Annotated in this window: 18 protein-coding genes; 3 read left to right on the top strand and 15 right to left on the bottom strand. The window is 70.1% G+C overall.

Annotated features, from left to right (window positions below; genetic code table 11):
- From AX669_RS07900 to AX669_RS07850, 10 genes are all read right to left on the bottom strand, one after another.
- A partial coding sequence (locus AX669_RS07900; RefSeq protein WP_156444958.1) for a chromosome segregation SMC family protein occupies nucleotides 1-1,363 on the bottom strand: 1,363 nt, incomplete at its 3' end.
- Between the two features lie 10 nt (nucleotides 1,364-1,373).
- Nucleotides 1,374-2,174, bottom strand: coding sequence for a type I methionyl aminopeptidase (map, locus tag AX669_RS07895; RefSeq protein ID WP_062257681.1), 801 nt, complete (start codon nucleotides 2,172-2,174; stop codon nucleotides 1,374-1,376).
- A 795-nt stretch (nucleotides 2,175-2,969) separates the two neighbouring features.
- Complete coding sequence (locus AX669_RS07885) at nucleotides 2,970-4,016, bottom strand: Fpg/Nei family DNA glycosylase (protein WP_062257685.1); 1,047 nt, start codon at nucleotides 4,014-4,016, stop codon at nucleotides 2,970-2,972.
- A complete protein-coding gene (rnc, locus tag AX669_RS07880) occupies nucleotides 4,009-4,791 on the bottom strand; it encodes a ribonuclease III (protein WP_231729500.1) in 783 nt (260 codons plus the stop codon). Before rnc ends, AX669_RS07885 begins: the two co-directional genes overlap by 8 nt.
- A 53-nt stretch (nucleotides 4,792-4,844) precedes the next feature.
- Nucleotides 4,845-5,039, bottom strand: a complete 195-nt coding sequence (gene rpmF, locus AX669_RS07875) for a 50S ribosomal protein L32 (protein WP_006943268.1) — start codon at nucleotides 5,037-5,039, stop codon at nucleotides 4,845-4,847.
- 1 nt (nucleotide 5,040) lies between these two features.
- Nucleotides 5,041-5,622: a DUF177 domain-containing protein gene (locus AX669_RS07870; protein WP_006943286.1), complete on the bottom strand. Its 582-nt coding sequence runs from the start codon at nucleotides 5,620-5,622 to the stop codon at nucleotides 5,041-5,043.
- Nucleotides 5,623-5,751: 129 nt separating this feature from the next.
- Entirely contained in the window at nucleotides 5,752-6,237 is a 486-nt protein-coding gene (gene coaD, locus AX669_RS07865) for a pantetheine-phosphate adenylyltransferase (RefSeq protein ID WP_006943276.1), read from the bottom strand.
- A complete protein-coding gene (gene rsmD, locus AX669_RS07860) occupies nucleotides 6,234-6,905 on the bottom strand; it encodes a 16S rRNA (guanine(966)-N(2))-methyltransferase RsmD (protein ID WP_006943265.1) in 672 nt (223 codons plus the stop codon). The genes coaD and rsmD overlap by 4 nt, the downstream gene beginning before the upstream one ends.
- Entirely contained in the window at nucleotides 6,905-9,094 is a 2,190-nt protein-coding gene (locus tag AX669_RS07855; RefSeq protein ID WP_006943282.1) for an ATP-dependent DNA helicase RecG, read from the bottom strand. The genes rsmD and AX669_RS07855 overlap by 1 nt, the downstream gene beginning before the upstream one ends.
- Nucleotides 9,087-10,553, bottom strand: coding sequence for a DAK2 domain-containing protein (locus AX669_RS07850; protein WP_062257677.1), 1,467 nt, complete (start codon nucleotides 10,551-10,553; stop codon nucleotides 9,087-9,089). The genes AX669_RS07855 and AX669_RS07850 overlap by 8 nt, the downstream gene beginning before the upstream one ends.
- 410 nt (nucleotides 10,554-10,963) lie before the next feature.
- Between AX669_RS07850 and rpmB the strand changes: the two genes are divergently transcribed.
- Nucleotides 10,964-11,158 carry a 50S ribosomal protein L28 gene (rpmB, locus tag AX669_RS07845; RefSeq protein WP_006943284.1) on the top strand — a complete coding sequence of 65 codons (195 nt, stop codon included), beginning with the start codon at nucleotides 10,964-10,966 and terminating at the stop codon, nucleotides 11,156-11,158.
- A 152-nt stretch (nucleotides 11,159-11,310) separates the two neighbouring features.
- Here rpmB and AX669_RS07840 read toward each other — a convergent pair whose 3' ends face one another.
- From AX669_RS07840 to AX669_RS07830, 3 genes are all read right to left on the bottom strand, one after another.
- Complete coding sequence (locus AX669_RS07840) at nucleotides 11,311-11,700, bottom strand: hypothetical protein (protein ID WP_231729491.1); 390 nt, start codon at nucleotides 11,698-11,700, stop codon at nucleotides 11,311-11,313.
- A 12-nt stretch (nucleotides 11,701-11,712) separates the two neighbouring features.
- Entirely contained in the window at nucleotides 11,713-13,392 is a 1,680-nt protein-coding gene (locus AX669_RS07835) for a sodium:solute symporter family protein (protein WP_062257676.1), read from the bottom strand.
- Between the two features lie 252 nt (nucleotides 13,393-13,644).
- Nucleotides 13,645-14,895, bottom strand: a complete 1,251-nt coding sequence (locus tag AX669_RS07830; protein ID WP_197418873.1) for a thiamine-monophosphate kinase — start codon at nucleotides 14,893-14,895, stop codon at nucleotides 13,645-13,647.
- 366 nt (nucleotides 14,896-15,261) lie between these two features.
- Between AX669_RS07830 and AX669_RS07825 the strand changes: the two genes are divergently transcribed.
- On the top strand, nucleotides 15,262-15,720 hold the full coding sequence (locus AX669_RS07825) for a DUF3515 family protein (protein ID WP_062257673.1): 459 nt from the start codon (nucleotides 15,262-15,264) through the stop codon (nucleotides 15,718-15,720).
- A 115-nt stretch (nucleotides 15,721-15,835) separates the two neighbouring features.
- Here AX669_RS07825 and AX669_RS07820 read toward each other — a convergent pair whose 3' ends face one another.
- Nucleotides 15,836-16,957, bottom strand: a complete 1,122-nt coding sequence (locus AX669_RS07820) for a D-alanine--D-alanine ligase family protein (protein ID WP_062257671.1) — start codon at nucleotides 16,955-16,957, stop codon at nucleotides 15,836-15,838.
- A gap of 81 nt (nucleotides 16,958-17,038) precedes the next feature.
- Between AX669_RS07820 and AX669_RS07815 the strand changes: the two genes are divergently transcribed.
- The gene (locus AX669_RS07815; RefSeq protein ID WP_062257669.1) at nucleotides 17,039-18,151 is read left to right on the top strand and encodes a PLP-dependent aspartate aminotransferase family protein; all 1,113 of its coding nucleotides are present in this window, start codon (nucleotides 17,039-17,041) and stop codon (nucleotides 18,149-18,151) included.
- 71 nt (nucleotides 18,152-18,222) lie between these two features.
- On the opposite strand, the gene AX669_RS07810 is transcribed toward AX669_RS07815, so the two are convergent.
- Nucleotides 18,223-19,224, bottom strand: a complete 1,002-nt coding sequence (locus AX669_RS07810) for an NAD(P)H-dependent glycerol-3-phosphate dehydrogenase (protein ID WP_006947509.1) — start codon at nucleotides 19,222-19,224, stop codon at nucleotides 18,223-18,225.
- Nucleotides 19,225-19,245 lie beyond the last annotated feature (21 nt).

Raw genomic sequence — 19,245 nt, 5'->3', positions numbered from 1 at the left:
CCGCAGCATCATTGAGCGCCGCTTCGGCGGCTTCCGCGTCGCGCAGCGCCTCCTCGAGAGGCGCCAGCTCCTCCTGGGCCTCGGCCACTCGCGTCGCGGACTCCCCGATGCTGGCGCGCAACCGCGCGAGTTCGGCCTCGCCTGCTTCCACGCGTGAACGCCGAACCTCGACCTGACCGTGAAGCTTGGCCAGACCCTCGCGTCGATCTGCGGCTGCCCGCGCGATCCGCACGAGTCGCTGCTGCTCGACCTGATGTTCACGTTCAGTCTTCTCGCGCACCTCGACGGCGGCGTCGAGCGCCTCCTGGGCTCGCTCGACCTTGGCCTGCAGCTCCAGCTCTTCCCCCCGGACCCGCTCGGCCTGACGCCGCAGCTGCTCGGGATCCCGGCCCGAACCGGGCGTCTCGTCCTGCGCCGCCGTCAGCGAGGTGGCTCGTTCCGCGGCGAGCCGGCGCGTCGAATCGAGTTTCTCCTCCAGTGACGACAGCGCGTACCACTGCGACTGCAGCCGTTCGAGCACCGGAGCGCGGGCTGCCATCTCGGCCTCGATCTCCTCGACGCCGGCCTTCGCGGCGCGCACCGCGTCGTCGAGTTCGGCGCGACGCCGCACCATCGCCTGTTCGTCCGCGACGTCGGCCTCGAGCCGCGCGCGCTGCTGGACGAGGTCGTCGGCGAGCAGCCGCAGCCGTGCGTCACGCACCGTCATCTGGATGGCTTGCGCCCGACGCGCCGTCTCGGCCTGGCGCCCCACCGGCCCGAGTTGGCGGCGAACCTCGGCCGTCAGGTCGGCGACGCGCGTGAGGTTGGCCTCCATGCCGTCGAGCTTGCGCAGCGCCTTCTCCTTGCGACGGCGGTGCTTGAGCACGCCGGCCGCTTCTTCGATGAACCCGCGACGTTCCTCGGGCGTCGCGCGCAGCACCGCGTCGAGCTGGCCCTGGCCGACGATGACGTGCATCTCCTTGCCGATGCCGGAGTCGCTCAGCAGCTCCTGGATGTCGAGCAGTCGGCACGGCGTGCGGTTGATCGCGTATTCGGAGCCGCCGCCGCGGAACATGGTGCGGCTGATCGTCACCTCGGTGTAGTCGATCGGCAGTGCGCCGTCGGAGTTGTCGATCGTCATCGTCACTTCGGCGCGCCCGAGCGGCTGGCGCCCGGAGGTGCCGGCGAAGATGACGTCGTCCATCTTGCCGCCGCGCAGGCTGCGGGCACTGCCCTCGCCCATGACCCAGGCGAGCGCGTCGACGACGTTGCTCTTGCCGGAACCGTTCGGACCGACGATGCAGGTGATGCCCGGTTCGAGGACGAGGTTCGTCGCCGACGCGAACGACTTGAACCCCTTGAGGGTCAGCGACTTGACGTACACGGCGCGCGGTTCAGGCCGTCGGCTGCGGCGCGCCGGCGGCGGCCGTGTCGCGCGCCGTGAGGACGAGCGGGCCCTCGGCGGTGATCGCGACGGTGTGCTCGGAGTGCGCGCCACGGGAACCGTCGACGCTGCGCAGCGTCCACCCGTCCCGGTCCTGGATGATCTGGTCGGTTCCCGCCATGAGCCAGGGCTCGATCGCGATGACGAGGCCAGGCTTGAGCTTGAGGCCGCGGCCTGCACGACCGTCGTTGGGCACGTGCGGTTCGCCGTGCATCGTGCGGCCGACGCCGTGGCCGCCGAACTGCGTGTTGACGCGGTATCCGGCGCCTGCGCAGACGTCGGCGATGGCGGCCGAGATGTCGCCGAGCTTGTTGCCGGGCTGCGCGGCCGCAATCCCTGCGGCGAGGGCTCGCTCGGTCGTGTCGATGAGGCGCAGGTCGGCCTCGCGCGGCGTGCCGACGACGAAGGAGATCGCCGAATCGCTCACCCAGCGGTCGAGTGATGCGGCGAAGTCGACGCTGAGCAGGTCGCCGTCCTTGAGGGCGTAGTCGTGCGGCAGGCCGTGCAGGACGGCGTCGTTGACGCTCGTGCACAGCACCTTGCCGAACGCGCTCGCGCCGAAGCTCGGGTGGTAGTCGATGTAGCACGACTCCGCACCGGCGTCGGTGATCATGCGGTGCGCCAGAGCGTCGAGTTCGAGCAGGTTGACGCCGACGTCGGCGGCCTCGCGCAGGGCGGTCAGGACGGATGCGACGAACGCCCCGGCGGGCTTCATCTCGTCGATCTCTCGGGGCGTACGCAGTTCGATCACCCGACTACGGTAGTGCAGCCCGCGCCCGGACACCGTCGAGCCTCGCGAAGCGTCAGCGGTAGATCGTGTCGCGACGGCCTGTCGCGACGACGAGGATGACGACTGCATTCGTCACGGTTGCCGCCTTGTCGGTCGAGGTGGCCGGATGAACGTGGGGATCGGCCATTCGGGATCGATTCCTCGCGCGGCACGAACCGGCTTGGCCCAGTCGTCCGGGTCGCACATCTGTCATGCCACTTCGTCCGTCGCGATCTTGGCAAGCAGGCGGCGAACGACCGATCTCATGGATCTCGACAGGGCGACCTCCTGCCGATCGGTGCAGACGAGCAACGTCACTGCGTCCTGCAGATGACGCTCGCGGCTCGCTCCGGGAAGGAACTTAGCCCAGCTCTTGAGTGCCAGAGCGGCGGGAAGATCCGGCAGACGTCCCCCACTCGCATGGGCGATCTGACGCGCCGCCATCCGGCGGAGCCGAGCCTTCAATCGTGACCTCTTGGATCCTCGGAGCTCAGCGGTAGCGCCCGACGTGAGAAGGTCGAGCGCCGCATTTCGGCCCCCCTCGTTCCACATGCGCCCCCGCGCGGCGACGTCGTCCTGCGCGATCCCGTCGCCTGGGACGACGACATCATCGCCGGCTACCGCAACGACCCCGCAGTCACACGATGGTTGATCGTGCCCGAGGAAAGCCCGCAGGACTGCGACGCCGCTGAATGGGGGTCGCGGCGAGCGAGTCGGACTTCTCGCGCATCGGGGAGGTCGCCGGCATCGGAGCGCATGCGGCGATCGACCCGCTGTTCAGGAACGGTCCATCGTCCGGGGCGGCTTCTGGCACGTCGGGCAGAAGTGCGACGAGCGGTTCATGAACTGCTCCCTGACGATCAGCGTGCCGCAGCGGCGGCACGGCTTGCCCTGCTGGCCGTAGGCGTCGAGAGAGCGATCGAAGTAGCCGCTCGCACCGTTGACGTTGACGTAGAGCGCGTCGAAGCTGGTGCCGCCATGATCGAGCGCAGAACGCATGACGTCCTGCGCCGCCGTGAGCACGCCGATGAGCTGCGTCTTCGTCAGCATGCGTCCCGGGCGTCGGCCGTGCACCTTCGCGCGCCACAGCGCCTCGTCGGCGTAGATGTTGCCGATACCGCTGACGATGCCCTGATCGAGCAGCATCCGCTTGATCGCGACATCCTTGCTGCGCATGAGCCGCGCGACGGCGCCCGCGTCGAACGCCTCCTCGAGCGGGTCAGGCGCGATGTGCGCGATCGACGCGGGCACCTCGCGCCCGTGCGCCACCGTCAGGTCGTCGAGGAACAACCCGCCGAACGTCCGTTGGTCGACGAAGCGCATCTGCTGGGCCGACCGTTCCGAGCGCGGCCTCTCCGATGCGTCAGTCACCCCCGGCGCATCCACCGCCTCACCCGAGCCAGCGCGCCCCCCCGACCTCCTGGGCGGCGAGAGCTTCACAGGCGCCGACAGGTCGAACACCGCATGCGCATGCTTCTCCAGCGGCGAGTCGGCGCTCTCGACGAGCACCTGTCCACTCATGCCGAGGTGGATGACGAGGGCGTCGTCGGCCACCGCACCCTCGCGCCGGTCCAGCGGCACCGTCGCGTCCGCCGAGCCAGCAGAAGCAGGACCGACATCTTCGAACGTCACCCACAGGTACTTGCCGCGCCGTTGGGCCGACGCTACCCGTCGTCCGAGCAATGCGTCGGCCAGATGCTGCGGCCCCGGCAGGTGACGGCGTGCGACGCGCGAGCCCGTCACCCGGGACGTGACGAAGGCCCGGCCGACCACGTGGTCGTCCAGGCCTCGTCGTACGACTTCCACCTCGGGAAGCTCAGGCATGCGCACCGTCCGTGACGGCGACCGCGTCCGCCTCGTCGCGTACGACGTCACCGCCGGCCGAACCGGCGTTCTTCGCCGCTTCGTCGCGCAGGCTCACCCACGCGTTCTCGGCGGCGATCATCTCGGCCGACTTCTTGTTGCGCCCCGTACCGACACCGAGGGTGCGCCCGTCGACGACGACGGTCGCGGTGAAGACCTTGTCGTGATCCGGCCCTTCACCCTCGACGACGTACGTCGGCGCACCGAGGCCGGCCGCAGCGGTGGCCTCCTGCAGCGACGTCTTCCAGTCGAGCGCGGCGCCCATCGTCGACGATCGGTTCATCAACGGATCGATGAGGTGGTGGACGATGCGACGCCCCGCCTCGATGCCGCCCGAGAGGAACACCGTGCCGATGACGGCCTCCGTCGTGTCGGCGAGGATCGAATCCTTGTCGCGCCCACCCGTGGCGAGCTCGCCACGCCCGAGCAGCAGGTACTCCCCCAACTCGAGACCGCGCGCGACCTCAGCGAGGGCCCTCGAGCTGACGACCGCCGCCCGCTGCTTCGCGAGGTGCCCCTCCGGCGCGTCGGGCTGATCCGTGTACAGCGTCTCGGTGACGACGAGGCCCAGCACGGCGTCGCCGAGGAACTCCTGGCGCTCGTTGTGCGGGATGCCGCCGTTCTCGTACGCGAACGAACGGTGGGTCAGGGCACGACGAAGCAGCGACTCGTCGACGTCCACACCCGAAACCTCAGAGAGGATCCGGACGAGGTCGCCGACGGGCCGCTGCGACACGTCAGCAGCTGACCGCTTCGAAGACTTCTTGCCCACGGTCTGCGATCGGCCGATCAGGCCTGGTGCTCGGTGCGCTCCGCTGCACCGTAGTGGCGGCCGTTGTACGTACCGCACGCCGGGCACGCCATGTGCGACTGCTTGTTGGCACCACACGCGGGGCACGCCTGCACGGCGACGGGCGTCGCCTTCCAGTTGGCTCGGCGCGAGCGGGTGTTGGCGCGGGACATCTTCCGCTTCGGGACAGCCACGTCAGTTCCTCTTCTCGTCTTCTGCCGATCCAGCCTCGGTCAGGTTGACCAGGGCCGACCAGCGGGGGTCGATAGCTTCGTGATGGTGATCGGGGTCGTCGTCAAGTCGTGCACCGCATTCGGAGCACAACCCGAGGCAGTCCTCGTGACACACCGGTTGGAACGGCAGGGTGGGCACCACAGCGTCCCGCAGCACGGGCTCGAGGTCGGCGTCGTCGCCATCGAGCTCGTGCAGTTCGTCCTCATCATCGCCGCCTGCCACCTCGCGGTGGTGCGCAGCACGATCGGCGTAGACGAACAGCTCCTGAAAGTGGACGTCGACCGGGTAGGTCACGTCCTCCAGGCACCGCACGCACGCGCCGGTTGCCGTCGCCTCGACCTCACCGGTGATGAGGACTCCTTCCATCACCGATTCGAGACGCAGGTCGAGCCCGACGGGCTGACCCTCCTCGATGCCGATGACGTCGGTACCGAAATCTGCCGGAGCCTCGACGTCGCGGTGGAGGCGCAGCGAATTTCCGGGTCGACGACCGAGCTCCCTGGTGTCGAGCACCAGCGGGCGGCGGGAATCAGCCTGGGTCATTACCTTGCACTCTTCGTCGGTCGAGAACTTCGAACATCTTTCGGCCACAGCGATGGCGTAGGCCGACGTGCAAGTCTACGCCGCGGGCGCGCACTCTCCCAAATCCCAGAATGTGCGGGCCTGCGCAGGTCAACGCGACGCGCCGACACGCTCAAGCAGCGGGCCGATGACGGGCTCCGGAACCATGCCCGTGACGTCGCCGCCGAGGCCCGCGACCTGCTTGATGAGCGAGCTCGACAGGTGATCCATGCCCGGGTTTCCGGGGATGAACACCGTCTCGAGACCCGATAGCGCGCGGTTCATCGTCGCCATCGGGGTCTCGTAGCTGAAGTCGGTCTCCCCGCGGAGCCCCTTGACGACGAGCGGTGCGCCCAGCTCACGGCACACGTCGACGAGCAGCGTGTTGGCGTAGGCCGCGGCACGGACGTTGTCGAGATGCGCGACCGAGCGCTCGATGAGGTCGACGCGCTCGTCGGCGCTGAATGTCCCCTGCTTGTCGGGGTTGTGCAGCACCGTGACGACGACGTCGTCGAACAGCGCCGCGCACCGCTCGATGACGTCGAGGTGTCCCAGCGTCAGCGGGTCGAACGAGCCGGGGCAGACGCACGTCGTCATGATGTGACCTTCGCGATGTCCTCGGGCGTACCGGTGACGACGATCTCGGGCACGACCTGATCGAGCGTCGCGACGACGGCCTCGACGTCGTCGGGCTCGGGCGCGTCGTCCTGGGCGAGCTCGGCGAACCACATCGTCGTCTCCCCGTAGACGCGCGGCTCCCAGGCCTCCAGGCGCGGGTGCCACGTCGGCTGCGGCGAACGCGACGAGCGTTCGACGACGACGAGAGCGCGCTCGGCGAGCCACTCCCGCTCGACGAGCAGGTCGATGGCCTGCCGCAGCTGCTCCTCGCTCACGCTGTACGGCGGGTCCATGAGCACGAGCGCGGCCTTGACGCTCGGCGGGCCCTCGAGAAACTTCTCGACGGCCTGCGTCACGACACGCACCGGCGAGAACCCGAGGTTGCGCACGTTCGTGCGGATGACGGTCGCGACGCGGCGGTCGACCTCGACGAACGTCGCGGACGCGGCGCCGCGGCTGAACGCCTCCAGCCCGAGCGCGCCGGAGCCCGCGTACAGGTCGAGCACGTCCGCGCCGAGCATCGCACCGAGATGCTCCAGCCGGGAGAACAGCGCCTCACGGACGCGGTCGGACGTCGGGCGGGTGCCCGCTCCGGGGGGCGTGTCGAGCCTGCGGCCACCGGCGGAGCCGGCAATGATGCGCGTCATCAGCTTCTTTCCAGAAATTCGGCCTGCGACGCGTCCACGCGGGCATGCGCGGCCTGCGCCAGCAGGGGATGCTCGGTCAGAGACGGATCCGCTTCGACGATGGCGGCGGCCTCGGTGCGCGCGGCCTCGATGACGGCGAGATCGGACGCCTTCGTCAGCTCCAACCAGTCGAGAGACGATCGCCGTCCGCTCTGCGCGGCGCCGAGCACGTCTCCTTCCCGTCTCAAGTCTAGATCCAGATCGGCGATGGCGAATCCGTCGTTGGTCTCCGCGACGCGCCGCAGACGCTCGAGCGTGTCGGGGTTCTCGTTGCGTGTCACGAGCAGGCACAGCCCGCCGTGCTCGCCTCGCCCGACGCGTCCGCGCAGCTGGTGCAGCTGCGACAGGCCGAACCGGTCCGCGTCGACGATGACGATCATCGACGCGTTCGGCACGTCGACGCCCACCTCGATGACGGTCGTCGCGACGAGCACGTCGACCTCGCCGGCGCCGAAACGGCGCATGACGTCGTCTTTCTCCTCGGCGGGCAGCCGGCCGTGCATGAGACCGATCCGCAGACCAGCGAGCGCAGGCAGGCGGCGCATCTCGTCGATGAGGTCGACGACGCCGATGGGGCGCGCCGCGGCATCGCCCTCCCCGGCGCCATGAGCGTCGGGCCCGTCGACGAGGCCCGGCGCGACCGGCTCGCTGCCGTCACCGATGCGTCCGGCGACGACGTAGACCTGACGCCCGGCGGCGCACTCCTCCGCGATGCGCTCCCACACCCGGTTCATCCACGACGCGACGTGCGTCGGCACGACGTGCGAGACGATCGGCGCACGCCCACGTGGCAGCTGACGAAGCGTCGAGACGTCGAGGTCGCCGAACGCCGTCATCGCGACGGTGCGCGGGATCGGCGTGGCCGTCATGACCAGCACGTGCGGCGGGCGGTGCGCCTTCGAGCTGAGCGCCGCGCGCTGCTCGACGCCGAAGCGGTGCTGCTCGTCGACGACGACGAGACCCAGGTCGGCGAACTCGACATGCTTCTGCAGCAGCGCGTGCGTGCCGATGACGATGCCCGCCTCGCCCGAGACGATGTCGAGCAGCGCCTGCGTGCGCGCCGAGGCCGACATCGAGCCGGTGAGCAGCGTGACGCGGGTGCCGTCGTCCGCGCCGCCAAGGCGTCCGCGTTCGGCGAGCGGGCCGAGCATCGCGCGCATCGAGGCGGCGTGCTGGGCAGCGAGCACCTCCGTCGGCGCGAGCAGTGCGGCCTGCGCGCCCGAGTCGACGACGGCGAGCATGGCGCGCAACGCGACGAGCGTCTTGCCCGAACCGACCTCACCCTGCAGCAAGCGGTGCATCGCGACAGGCTCGGCCAGGTCGCGCGCGATCTGCTCCCCCACCTCGCGCTGGCCCTCGGTGAGCTCGAACGGCAACGTCGCATCGAAGCGTTCGAGCAGACCGCCGGGCTTCGCAACGCGCGGTGTCGACGGCTCGGAGCGCGCCTCGTGGCGCCGCTGGGCCAGCACGATCTGGGTGGTGAACGCCTCGTCGAACCGCAGCCGCTCACGCCCCGCCTGGACGTCGGCCATGCTCGCCGGCAGATGCAGGCCGCGGTAGGCGCGGGTCGTCGTGACGAGACCGTGACGCGCGCGCAGCGGCTCGTCGAGGGGGTCGGGGATCTCGCCGAGCGCGTCGAGGACGGTGCTGATCGACAGGGTGAGGTTGAGGTTGGTGATCTTCTCGACCTGCTTGTAGACCGGCACAACGCTGCCCGGATACACGCTCATGTCGGCGTCGTCCATCAGCGTGTACTGCGGGTGCGACAGCTGAAGCTGCTTGTTGAACAGGCCGAGCTGGCCGCTGAACAGCGCGCGTTTGCCCGGGCGCAGGACGCTGTAGTGAGGCTGCGCACTGAAGAACGTGACGGCGGCGCGGCGGCCCTCGTCGTCGACGATGACGGCGTTCGCCATCGAACCCTTGCGCGTCTGCATGCGTCGTTGCGTCATCGTCTCGACGCGGGCGGTGAGCACGACGTGCTCGCCGAGTTCGAACTCACCGAACGTGCTGCCGGCGTGCGCGTCGATGTAGCGGCGCGGGAAGTAGTCGAGCAGGTCGCGCACCGTCACGAGGTCACGCGCCTTCGCGAGCTTCCTCGCGCCGGATCCGAGGACGGCGAGCAGTGGCGAGTCGAGCGTCACCTCACCCATGGGTCACCTCCATGAGGACGAGCGAACCGGCATCGAGACGCAAGACGTCGATGCTGCCGCCGTCACCGACGCGCGTGCGAGCGAGCGACAGGAACTTCTGCGCGGCACTTTCGTCGGCGCCGGGCGCGAGGCACACGAGCACCGACTCGGCGCCGGGGAGATGCAGACGGGCCAGGTCGCGCGCGGCCCGCCACGAGTCGGCCCGCAGGAATTCGACGTCGTCACCTGGGTCGTCGTCCTCCCAGACGGCGGCTTGCTCGCCCTCCCAATCACCGAACGGCGAGGCTGCATCGTCGAGTCGTTCGAGCAGCGCGAGGAGGTTGCTCGAGCGCGCGCCGTCACCGGCGTCGACGTCCGCGAGAACGTCACCGGCTGCGTGGCCCCACGGCGCTCCCGGCTCCCGCGAATCGCGCGTCTGCGCACCGAGGGCGAACGCGTAGGCGCGCACCGCCTCGTCGCGCGCGGCGACGAGCAAGGGTTCACACCCCGGCAGCGGGCCGTCGAAATGCGTCATCGTGACGGCGCTGATCGTCGCGCGCTCACGCATGACGGAAACGGCCGTCAAGGGCTCGTCCGTGTGCAGGTGGACGCGATGCAGCCGTTCGTCGCCCGCGACGACAACCGAATCGCCCCACCGCGCGAGCACGTCACGCAGCGCCGAGGCGCCCTCGTCGTCGAGGCCCTCGGCGACGCACACGACCTCGAAGGCCGTGCCACCCGCGGCGACGTGGCAGCCCGCGTCCTCCTCCAACGACGTCGTCCGACGCGCGTCGAGCCACGAGCGGGTGTTCGTCCGGGGCAGGCCCCCCGCACCCGAGGCGACGCGGTCGAGGGCATCGAGGACGAGCAGCAGACCCGCACCCCCGGCGTCGACGACGCGCGAACGCACGAGCGCCTCCAACTGTGCGGGCGTCGCGTCCAACGCCTCCTGCGCAGCCTGGTGTGCCGCCCGCGCCACCTCGGCGGCATCGGCCTCGCGTCCTGCGCCGGCCGCCTCGTCGACGCATCGACGGGCGGCGAGGGCCGCGGCCTGCGCGACCGACAGGATCGTGCCCTCCACCGGTTCGCCCACCGCCCCGCGGGCGCAGGCCGAGGCGGACCCGAGCGCCTCCGCGAGGCCCGGACCGTCGAGGCCGACCTCGAGGACGGCGGGATCGGCCAGCAGCACGCGGACGAAACCGCGCACGTATTCGGAGAGGATGACGCCGGAGTTGCCCTGCGCCGCCCGCGTCATGCCGGTGACGAACGCCTTGGTGCGCACGCGCGGCGCATCGTCCGAACCGGTCTGTGAGAGTGCGACGAAGCCCGCTTCGAGGCTGGCGCGCATGTTGGTGCCGGTGTCGCCGTCGGGCACGGGAAAGACGTTGAGCGCGTTGAGCGTCGACTCCGCCGACGACAGTTCGACGCGTGCGGAGACGAGGGCGCGGGCAAGGTCACGCGCATTCAGGCGTTGCGTCATGCACCCTCCTGCCTCTCGCTCCGGCGACCGCCGCGGGCGTCTCCCGCGAGACGTGAATCGTCATCGCGGCATGTCACGAGTACCTTGGCACACGGGTCTGACAACCGCGGCAGGACGGGGTGAAAAGCCGTCCACGCCACTCCGGGCGGACGCCACACGCACGGCGAACCGGCGACGCTCGGGCGGCTCCGCATGCGGCGCGCCGCGCTCGACAGGCCGGCCTCCACGCACCCGACCGCGTCGCCGTTTTGATCCCACCCGCTGCCTCCGGCTATGCTGTCCAGGTTGCCCCCATGACATCACGCGCATCATCTCGACGCTGCGGATCGATGGGGGCGAGCGAGACCGTCAGGTCTTGCGCGAAGCAACCGAAGGGCATCCGCCCGAACACATCGACTTCAGGAGAAACCGTGGCTGCCACCTGCGACGTCTGCGGCAAGGGACCGGGCTTCGGTCACAACATCTCGCACTCCAACCGCCGCACGAAGCGTCGTTGGAACCCGAACATCCAGCGCGTTCGCGCCCTGGTCGGCGAGGCTGGCGTGACCCCGAAGCGTCTCAACGTCTGCACCTCCTGCCTCAAGGCAGGCAAGGTCAAGCGCTGATCTCGGCACTTGTTCGAAAAACCCGGCTTCGGCCGGGTTTTTTGTTGCCTGCTCGACGCCCGCGAACCGACGAATCCCCGGCCTCCTCGAAGGAGACCGGGGGATTCGTCTGACGACGCCGCGCGGAAACGCTCAGGCCCCGCGCGAGGCGTTCAGTGCGCGGTGGGCTTGCCCTGACGCTCGGCGGCGGCCTTGTCGGCCTCCAGCTCGCGCTCGTCGACGACGATGGGGCGCGTCACGGCCCACGCGATGAGCGCGGCGCCGATGACGATGAGGCCGATGCCCGTCCACAGGTTGAGGTTGACGCCGTCGGCCTTCGCCTTGTCGGCGGTGCTCGTCGTGAAGCTCGTGACGAGCAGGATGAGGCCGTAGAGCGCCATCAGCAGCCCGATGATGTTGCGGATGTCGAACAGGCCGGCGCCGTGACGGGCCGAGTTGCCGGCCTTGGTCGTCGTCACCTCGTCCGCGCCGTCACGCCCGGTGTGCACGGCGTCGTCACGCCCGCGCGGGGCGTCGTGCGCGTCGTTGATCGGTGTACTCATGATCGATGCCCCTTAGTGGAAGACGACGTTGAGGATGATGACGAGCACCAGCGACAGGCCCGCGAGCTTCGTCGGCGACTTGAAGAACGACGTGTTCGTGTCTTCCTCGAAGTCCTCCTTCGGCGTCTCGCTGTAGACGAGACCGCGCAGACTCTCCGCCGGTTTCGGCTGCGTCATGAGACTGACGATGACGCTTACGACGATGTCGACGACGAACGCCGTACCGGCCGCGACGAACGACGCGCCCTGACCACCGATGTGGATGACGTCCTGCGACAGATCGCCGAGCGCGTTCTCCGACAGGACGGCGACGACGAGCGCGCCGACCGTACCGGAGACGAGGCCGGCCCAACCGGCCGTCGGCGTCATGCGCTTCCAGAACATGCCGAGGATGAACGTCGCGAACAGCGGCGCGTTGAAGAAGCCGAACAGCGTCTGCAGGTAGTCCATCGCGTTCGAGTAGCTTCGCGCCAGGAGGGACGTGCCGATCGCGATGATCGTCGCGACGACTGTCATGATGCGGCCGATCTTGATGTAGTACGCGTCGTCACGATCCTTGACGACGTACTCCTGCCAGATGTCGTAGCTGAACACCGTGTTGAACGCCGAGATGTTCGCGGCCATGCCGGCCATGAACGCGGCGAGCATGCCCGCGATGGCCACACCGAGAAGACCGTTCGGCAGCAGGTCGCTCATGAGGTACAGCAGGGAGTTGTTGTAGTCCGGGTTGCCGCCGCTGGCCTTCGCCTTCGCGATCTCCGGCACGAGCGCGCCGGCGATGATGCCCGGGATGATGATGATGAACGGGATGAACATCTTCGGGAACGTGCCGATGATCGGCGCGCGACGCGCGGAGTTCATGTCCTTCGAGGCCATGACGCGCTGCACCTCGACGAAGTTCGTCGTCCAGTAACCGAACGACAGCACGAAGCCGAGACCGAAGACGATGCCGATGACGGACCACACCGAATCGGTGAAGCCGGTCAGCGAGTTGCCCGGCCACGACGACAGCTCGCCGTCCGTGCCCGCGGCCTTCATCTTGGCCTGCAGCCCGTCCCAACCGCCGGCCTTGTGCAGGGCAGCGAGCGTCAGCGGCAGCAGCGCCGCCACGATGACGAAGAACTGCAGCACCTCGTTGTAGATCGCGGCCGAGAGGCCACCGAGGGTGATGTAGCTGAGGACGATGACGGCGGCGACGATCGTCGAGACCGTCATGTCCCAGCCGAGCAGCATGTTGACGATCTTGGCGAGCAGGAACAGGTTGACGCCGGCGATGAGCACCTGCGCGAGCGCGAACGAGATCGCGTTGACGAGGTGGGCGCCCGTGCCGAAGCGACGCTTCATGAACTCAGGCACCGAGCGCACGCCCGAGCCGTAGTAGAACGGCATCATGACGATGGCGAGGAACAACATCGCCGGGATCGCGCCGATCCAGTAGTAGTGGAACGTCGGCATGCCCATCTTGGCGCCCGACGCGGACATGCCCATGATCTCCACCGCACCGAGGTTCGCGGAGATGAAGGCAAGGCCGGTGACCCAGGCGGGCAGGGACCGGCCGGACATGAAGAAGTCGATGCTGGAGCTCACCTGTCGGCGGGCCAACAGGCCGATGCCGAGCACGAACACGAAGTACAACGCGATGAGCACGTAGTCGACCGGCCCCGCGTCGAGGCGCAGAGCTGAGGAATCCATAGGCAGCAAGGCTGGCTCCCGGACAGTCGTGGAGGAAAGTGACCCTCGACGGTAACGCCAAGCTCGCACCGCGCGCCATGGTGAAGGGGCTCACACTCGGAATCGAGACCCGTTTGCAATGTTCGGCGCCGCGCCCGGGTGGCGTCTCGCGGCTACGGCACGCGCGCTGCGCCGACGCTGAGGTGCTGGAGCGGCATGGGGCCCTCGACCCGGACGGCCGGCGCACGGCGCCCGCGTGACGAGCGAACGCCGTCAGTCGGACGACGAGGGGCGCGCCCGTTCGTAGTGCGACCAGCCGCGTTCGACGACGTCGACGCTGTCGAGCGTCACCGCGGCCCGCCGGCCGGACGTGCTTGCTGCGGGTGCGACGACGCGACCGATGACGTGCCAGCCCGGCGGCACCGCGTCGGCGTCGCAGGTGCCGAGCAGCGCGTGCTCCTCGCCGCTCGCGAGGACGCAGTCGAGCGCTCGATTCCCCAGCAGCGGCCGCAGCGGCGCCGCCATGCGTTCCAGCGCGGCGCGATCGAGTTCGATGCCGACGCCGGACGCCGCGGCCAGACGCGCCGCGTCCTGCCCCAACCCGTCGGAGACGTCCATCGCGACGCCCATCCCCGCGCTCACGGCCTCGTCGCCTGCATAACGCGGCCGGGGTGCGCGATGGAACGTCACACACTCGCGTGCGACGGCTTCGGCCGCCCCGTTCGCGGCTGCGGGGGGCCCTGCACCCACGGCTGCGCGGGACGCGGCCTCGCCGTCTGTGGGGGGCGCTTGGCGATCGTCTGCGCATGTGCGGAGCGCTTGGTTCGCGTCTGCGTCTGCGTAGGGAAATTCGTCAGCGACGGACGGGCCGGGATCACGACGGGCCGTCGCCCCCGCATCTCGTGGCGGCCAGGCCACCTCGCCGCTGAGAACGAGCAGACCGGCTTGCGAGCGTCCCAGCCGGTCGGAGACCACGACCACCTGGCCGGGCCGGGCGGCGGAGCGTGTCAGCGCCGGCGCGCCGGGGGCGAGTTCGCCGAGCGCGGTGACGGTGATGACGACGGTGCCTGCGGGCGCGCCCGACAGGTCGCCGCCGAGGGATCCGCAACCCGCGCGACGCAGTTCGTCAGCCATGCCGTCGGTGAGCTCGACGAGCCAGTCGACACGCGTGCGCTCCTCTGTGGCGAGCGCCACGACGACGCCGGTGGGCCGCGCGCCCATCGCGACGACGTCGGCGAGGTTCTGGGCAATCACCTTGACCCCGACGTCGTGGGCGCTCGACCAGTCGTCGCGCCAGTCGAGATCGAGCACCATCGAGTCGGTCGTGACGACGGCACGGCCCGTCGCGAGGGGCAGGACGGCCGCGTCGTCACCGGGCCCGATCTCGGCGCCGGCCGCCGCGAGGTGGGGGGTGATCGCCGCGAGCACGCAGGCCTCCCCGACGTCGGCGACGGTCGCCGCGTCGCCGCCGACCCGCGGTGTCCAGGTCGGTCTGAGCCACGAGGGGGTCGCGAGGTCGGTCACCACGCCATTCAATCAGCCGCTGCATCCTGACGACGGCGCGAGCGCCGCGCGCAGCACACGGCGAGCTTCAGAGCTGAAACCCCCGTCAGGCAGGACCGCAGCTCGCAAGCACGCTGCTGCGAGCTGAAACGCCGCCCTGCGGAATCGTGGGGCCCCACGCGAAATTCCGATCGTCAGAGCTGAAACCCCCCGTCAGGCAGGATCGCAGCTCTCAGGGACGTTCCCGGGAGCTGAAACTCTGTTAGGCGGGATCGCAGCTCCCAAGCATCTCGGTCCCCCGATCAGCCCCGGGCGCCGGTGCGGGTTGGATGGTTGCGGGCCGGGCAGGCGCGGGGTGGGCAGACGAGGGTCGATAGCCTATGGGTCATGTCAGCACGCGTCGCTCTCACTCTCGCCGGTGCGGCAACGCTGGCGCTCACCGCATGCGGTGACTCGCCCGTCGCTGCGAAGCCCGCTGCGCAGGCGTCATCGTCCGAGTGCGCGGCTGTCGCGAAGTCGTGGCCGAAGACGGTCTCGGGGCTCGATTCCTACCCCGACTCGGCCAATTCGCCGACCGTGCACGCCTGGGGCAAGCACGCTGACGAGGCCCTCATCGCGCGCTGCGGCGTCACCTCACCCGGCCCGACGAGCGACGCCTGCTTCTCCGCGAACGACGTCGACTGGGTGCAGATCCCGGTCTCGGGCGGCACGCGGTACGTCACCTACGGTCGTGAGCCGGCGATCGAGGTGCTCGTCCCGTCGTCGGCGAACCTCGACGGCACGCTGCTCGCCGCGTTCGCCCCCGCGGCGAAGAAGATCGCTCAGGGTCCACACCGCTGTTCCTGACGGGCGGCGCCGATTCGGTTCGGCTCCGGTTCCCCCCGACCCGGCCATCGTCGCCGCGTCACGACCCAAAAGACCCCCGGACTCCCCCACGGGACCCGCGGACGCGGAGCTGCCGTCAGCGCAGACCGGTCTTGCGCTCGCGCGCCAATTCGATGAGATCGGTGATGAGGTCGGTGTAGTCGAGGCCGCTCTCGCGCCACACGGCCGGGAACATCGACACGGGCGTGAAGCCGGGCAGGGTGTTGATCTCGTTGAGGAAGAGCGTGCCGTCGGCGGTGTAGAACCAGTCGACGCGCGCGAGGCCCTCGCAGCCGGCGGCGTCGAACGCCTTGATCGACAGCTCCTTGATGCGCGCGGTGTCCTCGGCGCTGACATCGGCGGGGCACGCGAGGCGCAGCCCGTCGTCGTTGAGATACTTGGCCTCGAAGTCGTAGAAGGCGTGCTCGCCGATCTCCTCGATCTCACCGAGTTCGGACGCGCGCGGCAGGTCGCTGCCGTGGCCTTCGAGCACACCGCATTCGACCTCGCGGCCCACGATGCCGGCCTCGATGACAACCTTCGGGTCGCTCTCGCGCGCCAGTTCGATGGCGGCCTCGAGCTGGTCGCGCGAATCGACCTTCGAGATGCCGACCGACGAACCCGCGCGTGCCGGTTTGACGAAGACGGGGTAGCGCAGCGGTGCGACGCTCGCCATCGCGGCTTCCTTGTCGCGGCGCCACTGCTTGTCGGTGATGACGACGTAGGGCCCGACGGGCAGCCCGGCGGCCTCGAACACGATCTTCATCATGTGCTTGTCCATCATGACGGCCGACGCCGTGACGCCCGAGCCGACGTAGCGCAGGTCGGCGAGTTCGAGCAGGCCCTGCAGGGTGCCGTCCTCACCGAACGGCCCGTGCAGCAGCGGCAGGACGACGTCGACGGACGTCAGTGCCTGCGGGGTCTGCCCCGCATCGAGCACGAGGATGTCGTGCTGGTCGGGCGACGGCGCGATGACGACCTCGCGGCCGGCGTCGTTCGTCACCTCCGGCAGCTTCTTGCCCTGGATCGCGAGCGCCGACGGGTCGTCGGGCATGAGCACCCACTGGCCGGCCTTGCTGATGCCGATCGGCACGACGTCGTAGCGCTCACGATCGATCGCGGCGAGAACGCCGGCGGCGGTGGCGCACGAGATGGCGTGCTCGGAGGAGCGCCCACCGAAGACGACGGCGACGCGGGTGCGGGGCTGCGAAGTGCTCATCGCGGCCAACAATAGCGCCCGCGCGCGGTCAGTCGCCGGACGCCACGGCGCGCGGTGGCGCCGCCGTGCCAGGGTGTTCGCATGGTTGCGCACGCCGATCGCCCCGCCCGCCCGCTCGCTGCTGCGACACGCCTCGTCGGCGGTGGACGCCCTGCCCGCGCGCCGGGCGCGAGCGTCAGCCCGGAACTCACGCTCACCTCGACCTACGTGGCCGGCGCGGACCTCAACTACGCGCGGGTCGGCAACCCGACGTGGAGCGCGTTCGAGACGACCCTCGCCTCCCTCGAAGGTGACGCCTCGACGACCGCGCTCGCCTTCGCCAGCGGCATGGGCGCCATCTCGGCCGCGCTGTCCCTCCTGCCGCACGGCGGCCGTGTCATCGCGCCGCGACACTTCTACAACGGCACCTCCGCCCTCCTCGACACCTGGCACGAGGCCGGCCGCGCGCACCTCACGCGCGTCGACCTCGCCGACGACGGCGCCCTCGACGCCGCCCTAGCTGCCGGGTGCGATCTCGTCTGGGTCGAGTCGCCGAGCAACCCGATGCTCGAGACGTGCGACGTCGCCGCCGTGACGCGCCGCGCCCACGCGGCGGGCGCGCTCGTCATCGAGGACAACACGTTCAACACGCCGCTCGGGCGCCGCCCCCTCGACGACGGCGTCGACGTCGTCGTGCATTCGGTGACGAAGTACCTCGCGGGCCACAGCGACGTCCTGCTCGGCGCGGCGGTGACGAACGACGCCGACCTCGCAGCGCGGCTGCTCACAGCACGCACGCTGGGCGGCGCCATCCCCGGCCCGCAGGAGACGTGGCTCGCGCTGCGAGGCATGCGGACGCTGCACCTGCGCTGGGAGCGCGCCTGCGCGAACGCGGCGACGCTCGCTGCGAGATTGCGCGAGCACGACGACGTCGCGCGCGTGCGCCACCCGGGAACGGGCGCGATGATCGCGCTCGAACTGCGCGGTGGCGCAGACGCCGCACGCGCCGTCGAACAGCTCGTCGAGGTGTGGTTGCCCGCCACGAGCCTCGGTGGCGTCGAGTCGATGCTGGAGCGCCGCCGTCGACATGCGCTCGAACCGGCCAGCGTTCCGGAGAACCTGCTGCGCCTGTCGGTCGGGGTCGAGGACGTCGAGGATCTGTGGGCGGACCTCGACGACGCCCTGCGCCGGGCGCACGCCGCGTCAGCCGACTGACCCGGTCACGCGACTGCCCCGCCAGGCTGCCCCGGCCGACGCCCGAAACAACGGGCGCGCCTGGCCGGTCGTCAGACGCGTTCGCTCTTGCGCGAACGCGACATGAGGGCGCGCACCATCTCCTGCGGGCCCCACCCTTCGTAGAGGATGGCGTGCACGCCGTCGCAGATCGGCATGTCGACGTCGACGCTGCGTGCGAGTTCGACGATGGAGCGGCACGACTTGACGCCCTCGGCCGTCTGGCTGGCCTGTGCGGTCACCTCTTCGAGCGTCTGCCCCTCGCCGAGGGCCAGCCCGAAGGCATGGTTGCGCGACAGGCGCGAACTGCACGTCGCGGCCATGTCGCCCACACCGGCGAGGCCGAGGAACGTCTGCGGGTCGGCGCCGAGCGCCGCACCGAGGCGGGCCGTCTCCGCGAGACCGCGCGTCAGGAGCGTCGCCGTCGTGTTCTCACCGAGGCCCAGGCCGTGGGCCATGCCGACGGCGAGCGCGATGACGTTCTTCACCGCGCCCGCGATCTCCGTGCCGACGACGTCCGCGTTCGTGTAGGGGCGGAAGTACGGGGCGGCGCAGGCCTCTGCCACCTTGGCGCGCAGCCCGTGATGCGGCGCTGCGACGACGGCGGCGGCCGGCTGCTTCTGCGCGATCTCCTTCGCGAGGTTCGGCCCGGAGACGACGGCGACCTGCGCGAGCGGCACGCCCGCGACCTCCGCGATGACCTCGCTCATCCGCAGGTGCGTGCCGAGTTCGATGCCCTTCATGAGCGACACGAGCGGCGCGCCCTGCGGCAGCACGTCGCGCCACTGCTCGAGGTTGCCGCGCAGCGACTGCGAAGGGACTGCGAGGACGACGAGGTCGGCGCCCTCGAGCGCCTGCGCCGCGTCCGCCGTCGCGCTGATGCGCTCGTCGAGCTGCAGCTCGGGCAGGTAGGCGACGTTGCGGCGCTCGGTGTTGATCGCGTCAGCAGCCTCCGCACGGCGCGCCCACAGCGTGACGTCGGTGCCTGCGTCGGCCATGACGGCGGCGAACGCCGTGCCCCAGCTTCCCGCCCCCATGATTGCGGCGCGTGTCATCGTCTCGTCCTTTCGTGGAGT

Origin of the sequence: Dermacoccus sp. CCH2-D9, from assembly GCF_001556795.1 — a bacterium.
GTDB lineage: Bacteria > Actinomycetota > Actinomycetes > Actinomycetales > Dermatophilaceae > Dermacoccus > Dermacoccus nishinomiyaensis.
This window is presented reverse-complemented; position numbering and strand designations above follow the sequence as displayed.

Bases quoted from the DNA above. Each gene is read 5' to 3' on its own strand.
- coaD (WP_006943276.1), bottom strand. From the start codon at position 6,237: ATGACGACGTGCGTCTGCCCCGGCTCGTTCGACCCGCTGACGCTGGGA.
- AX669_RS07835 (WP_062257676.1), bottom strand. From the start codon at position 13,392: ATGGATTCCTCAGCTCTGCGCCTCGACGCGGGGCCGGTCGACTACGTG.
- AX669_RS07850 (WP_062257677.1), bottom strand. From the start codon at position 10,553: ATGACGCAACGCCTGAATGCGCGTGACCTTGCCCGCGCCCTCGTCTCC.
- AX669_RS07855 (WP_006943282.1), bottom strand. From the start codon at position 9,094: ATGGGTGAGGTGACGCTCGACTCGCCACTGCTCGCCGTCCTCGGATCC.
- AX669_RS07840 (WP_231729491.1), bottom strand. From the start codon at position 11,700: ATGAGTACACCGATCAACGACGCGCACGACGCCCCGCGCGGGCGTGAC.
- AX669_RS07815 (WP_062257669.1), top strand. From the start codon at position 17,039: ATGGTTGCGCACGCCGATCGCCCCGCCCGCCCGCTCGCTGCTGCGACA.
- AX669_RS07820 (WP_062257671.1), bottom strand. From the start codon at position 16,957: ATGAGCACTTCGCAGCCCCGCACCCGCGTCGCCGTCGTCTTCGGTGGG.
- rsmD (WP_006943265.1), bottom strand. From the start codon at position 6,905: ATGACGCGCATCATTGCCGGCTCCGCCGGTGGCCGCAGGCTCGACACG.
- AX669_RS07870 (WP_006943286.1), bottom strand. From the start codon at position 5,622: ATGACCCAGGCTGATTCCCGCCGCCCGCTGGTGCTCGACACCAGGGAG.
- AX669_RS07810 (WP_006947509.1), bottom strand. From the start codon at position 19,224: ATGACACGCGCCGCAATCATGGGGGCGGGAAGCTGGGGCACGGCGTTC.
- AX669_RS07825 (WP_062257673.1), top strand. From the start codon at position 15,262: ATGTCAGCACGCGTCGCTCTCACTCTCGCCGGTGCGGCAACGCTGGCG.
- AX669_RS07885 (WP_062257685.1), bottom strand. From the start codon at position 4,016: ATGCCTGAGCTTCCCGAGGTGGAAGTCGTACGACGAGGCCTGGACGAC.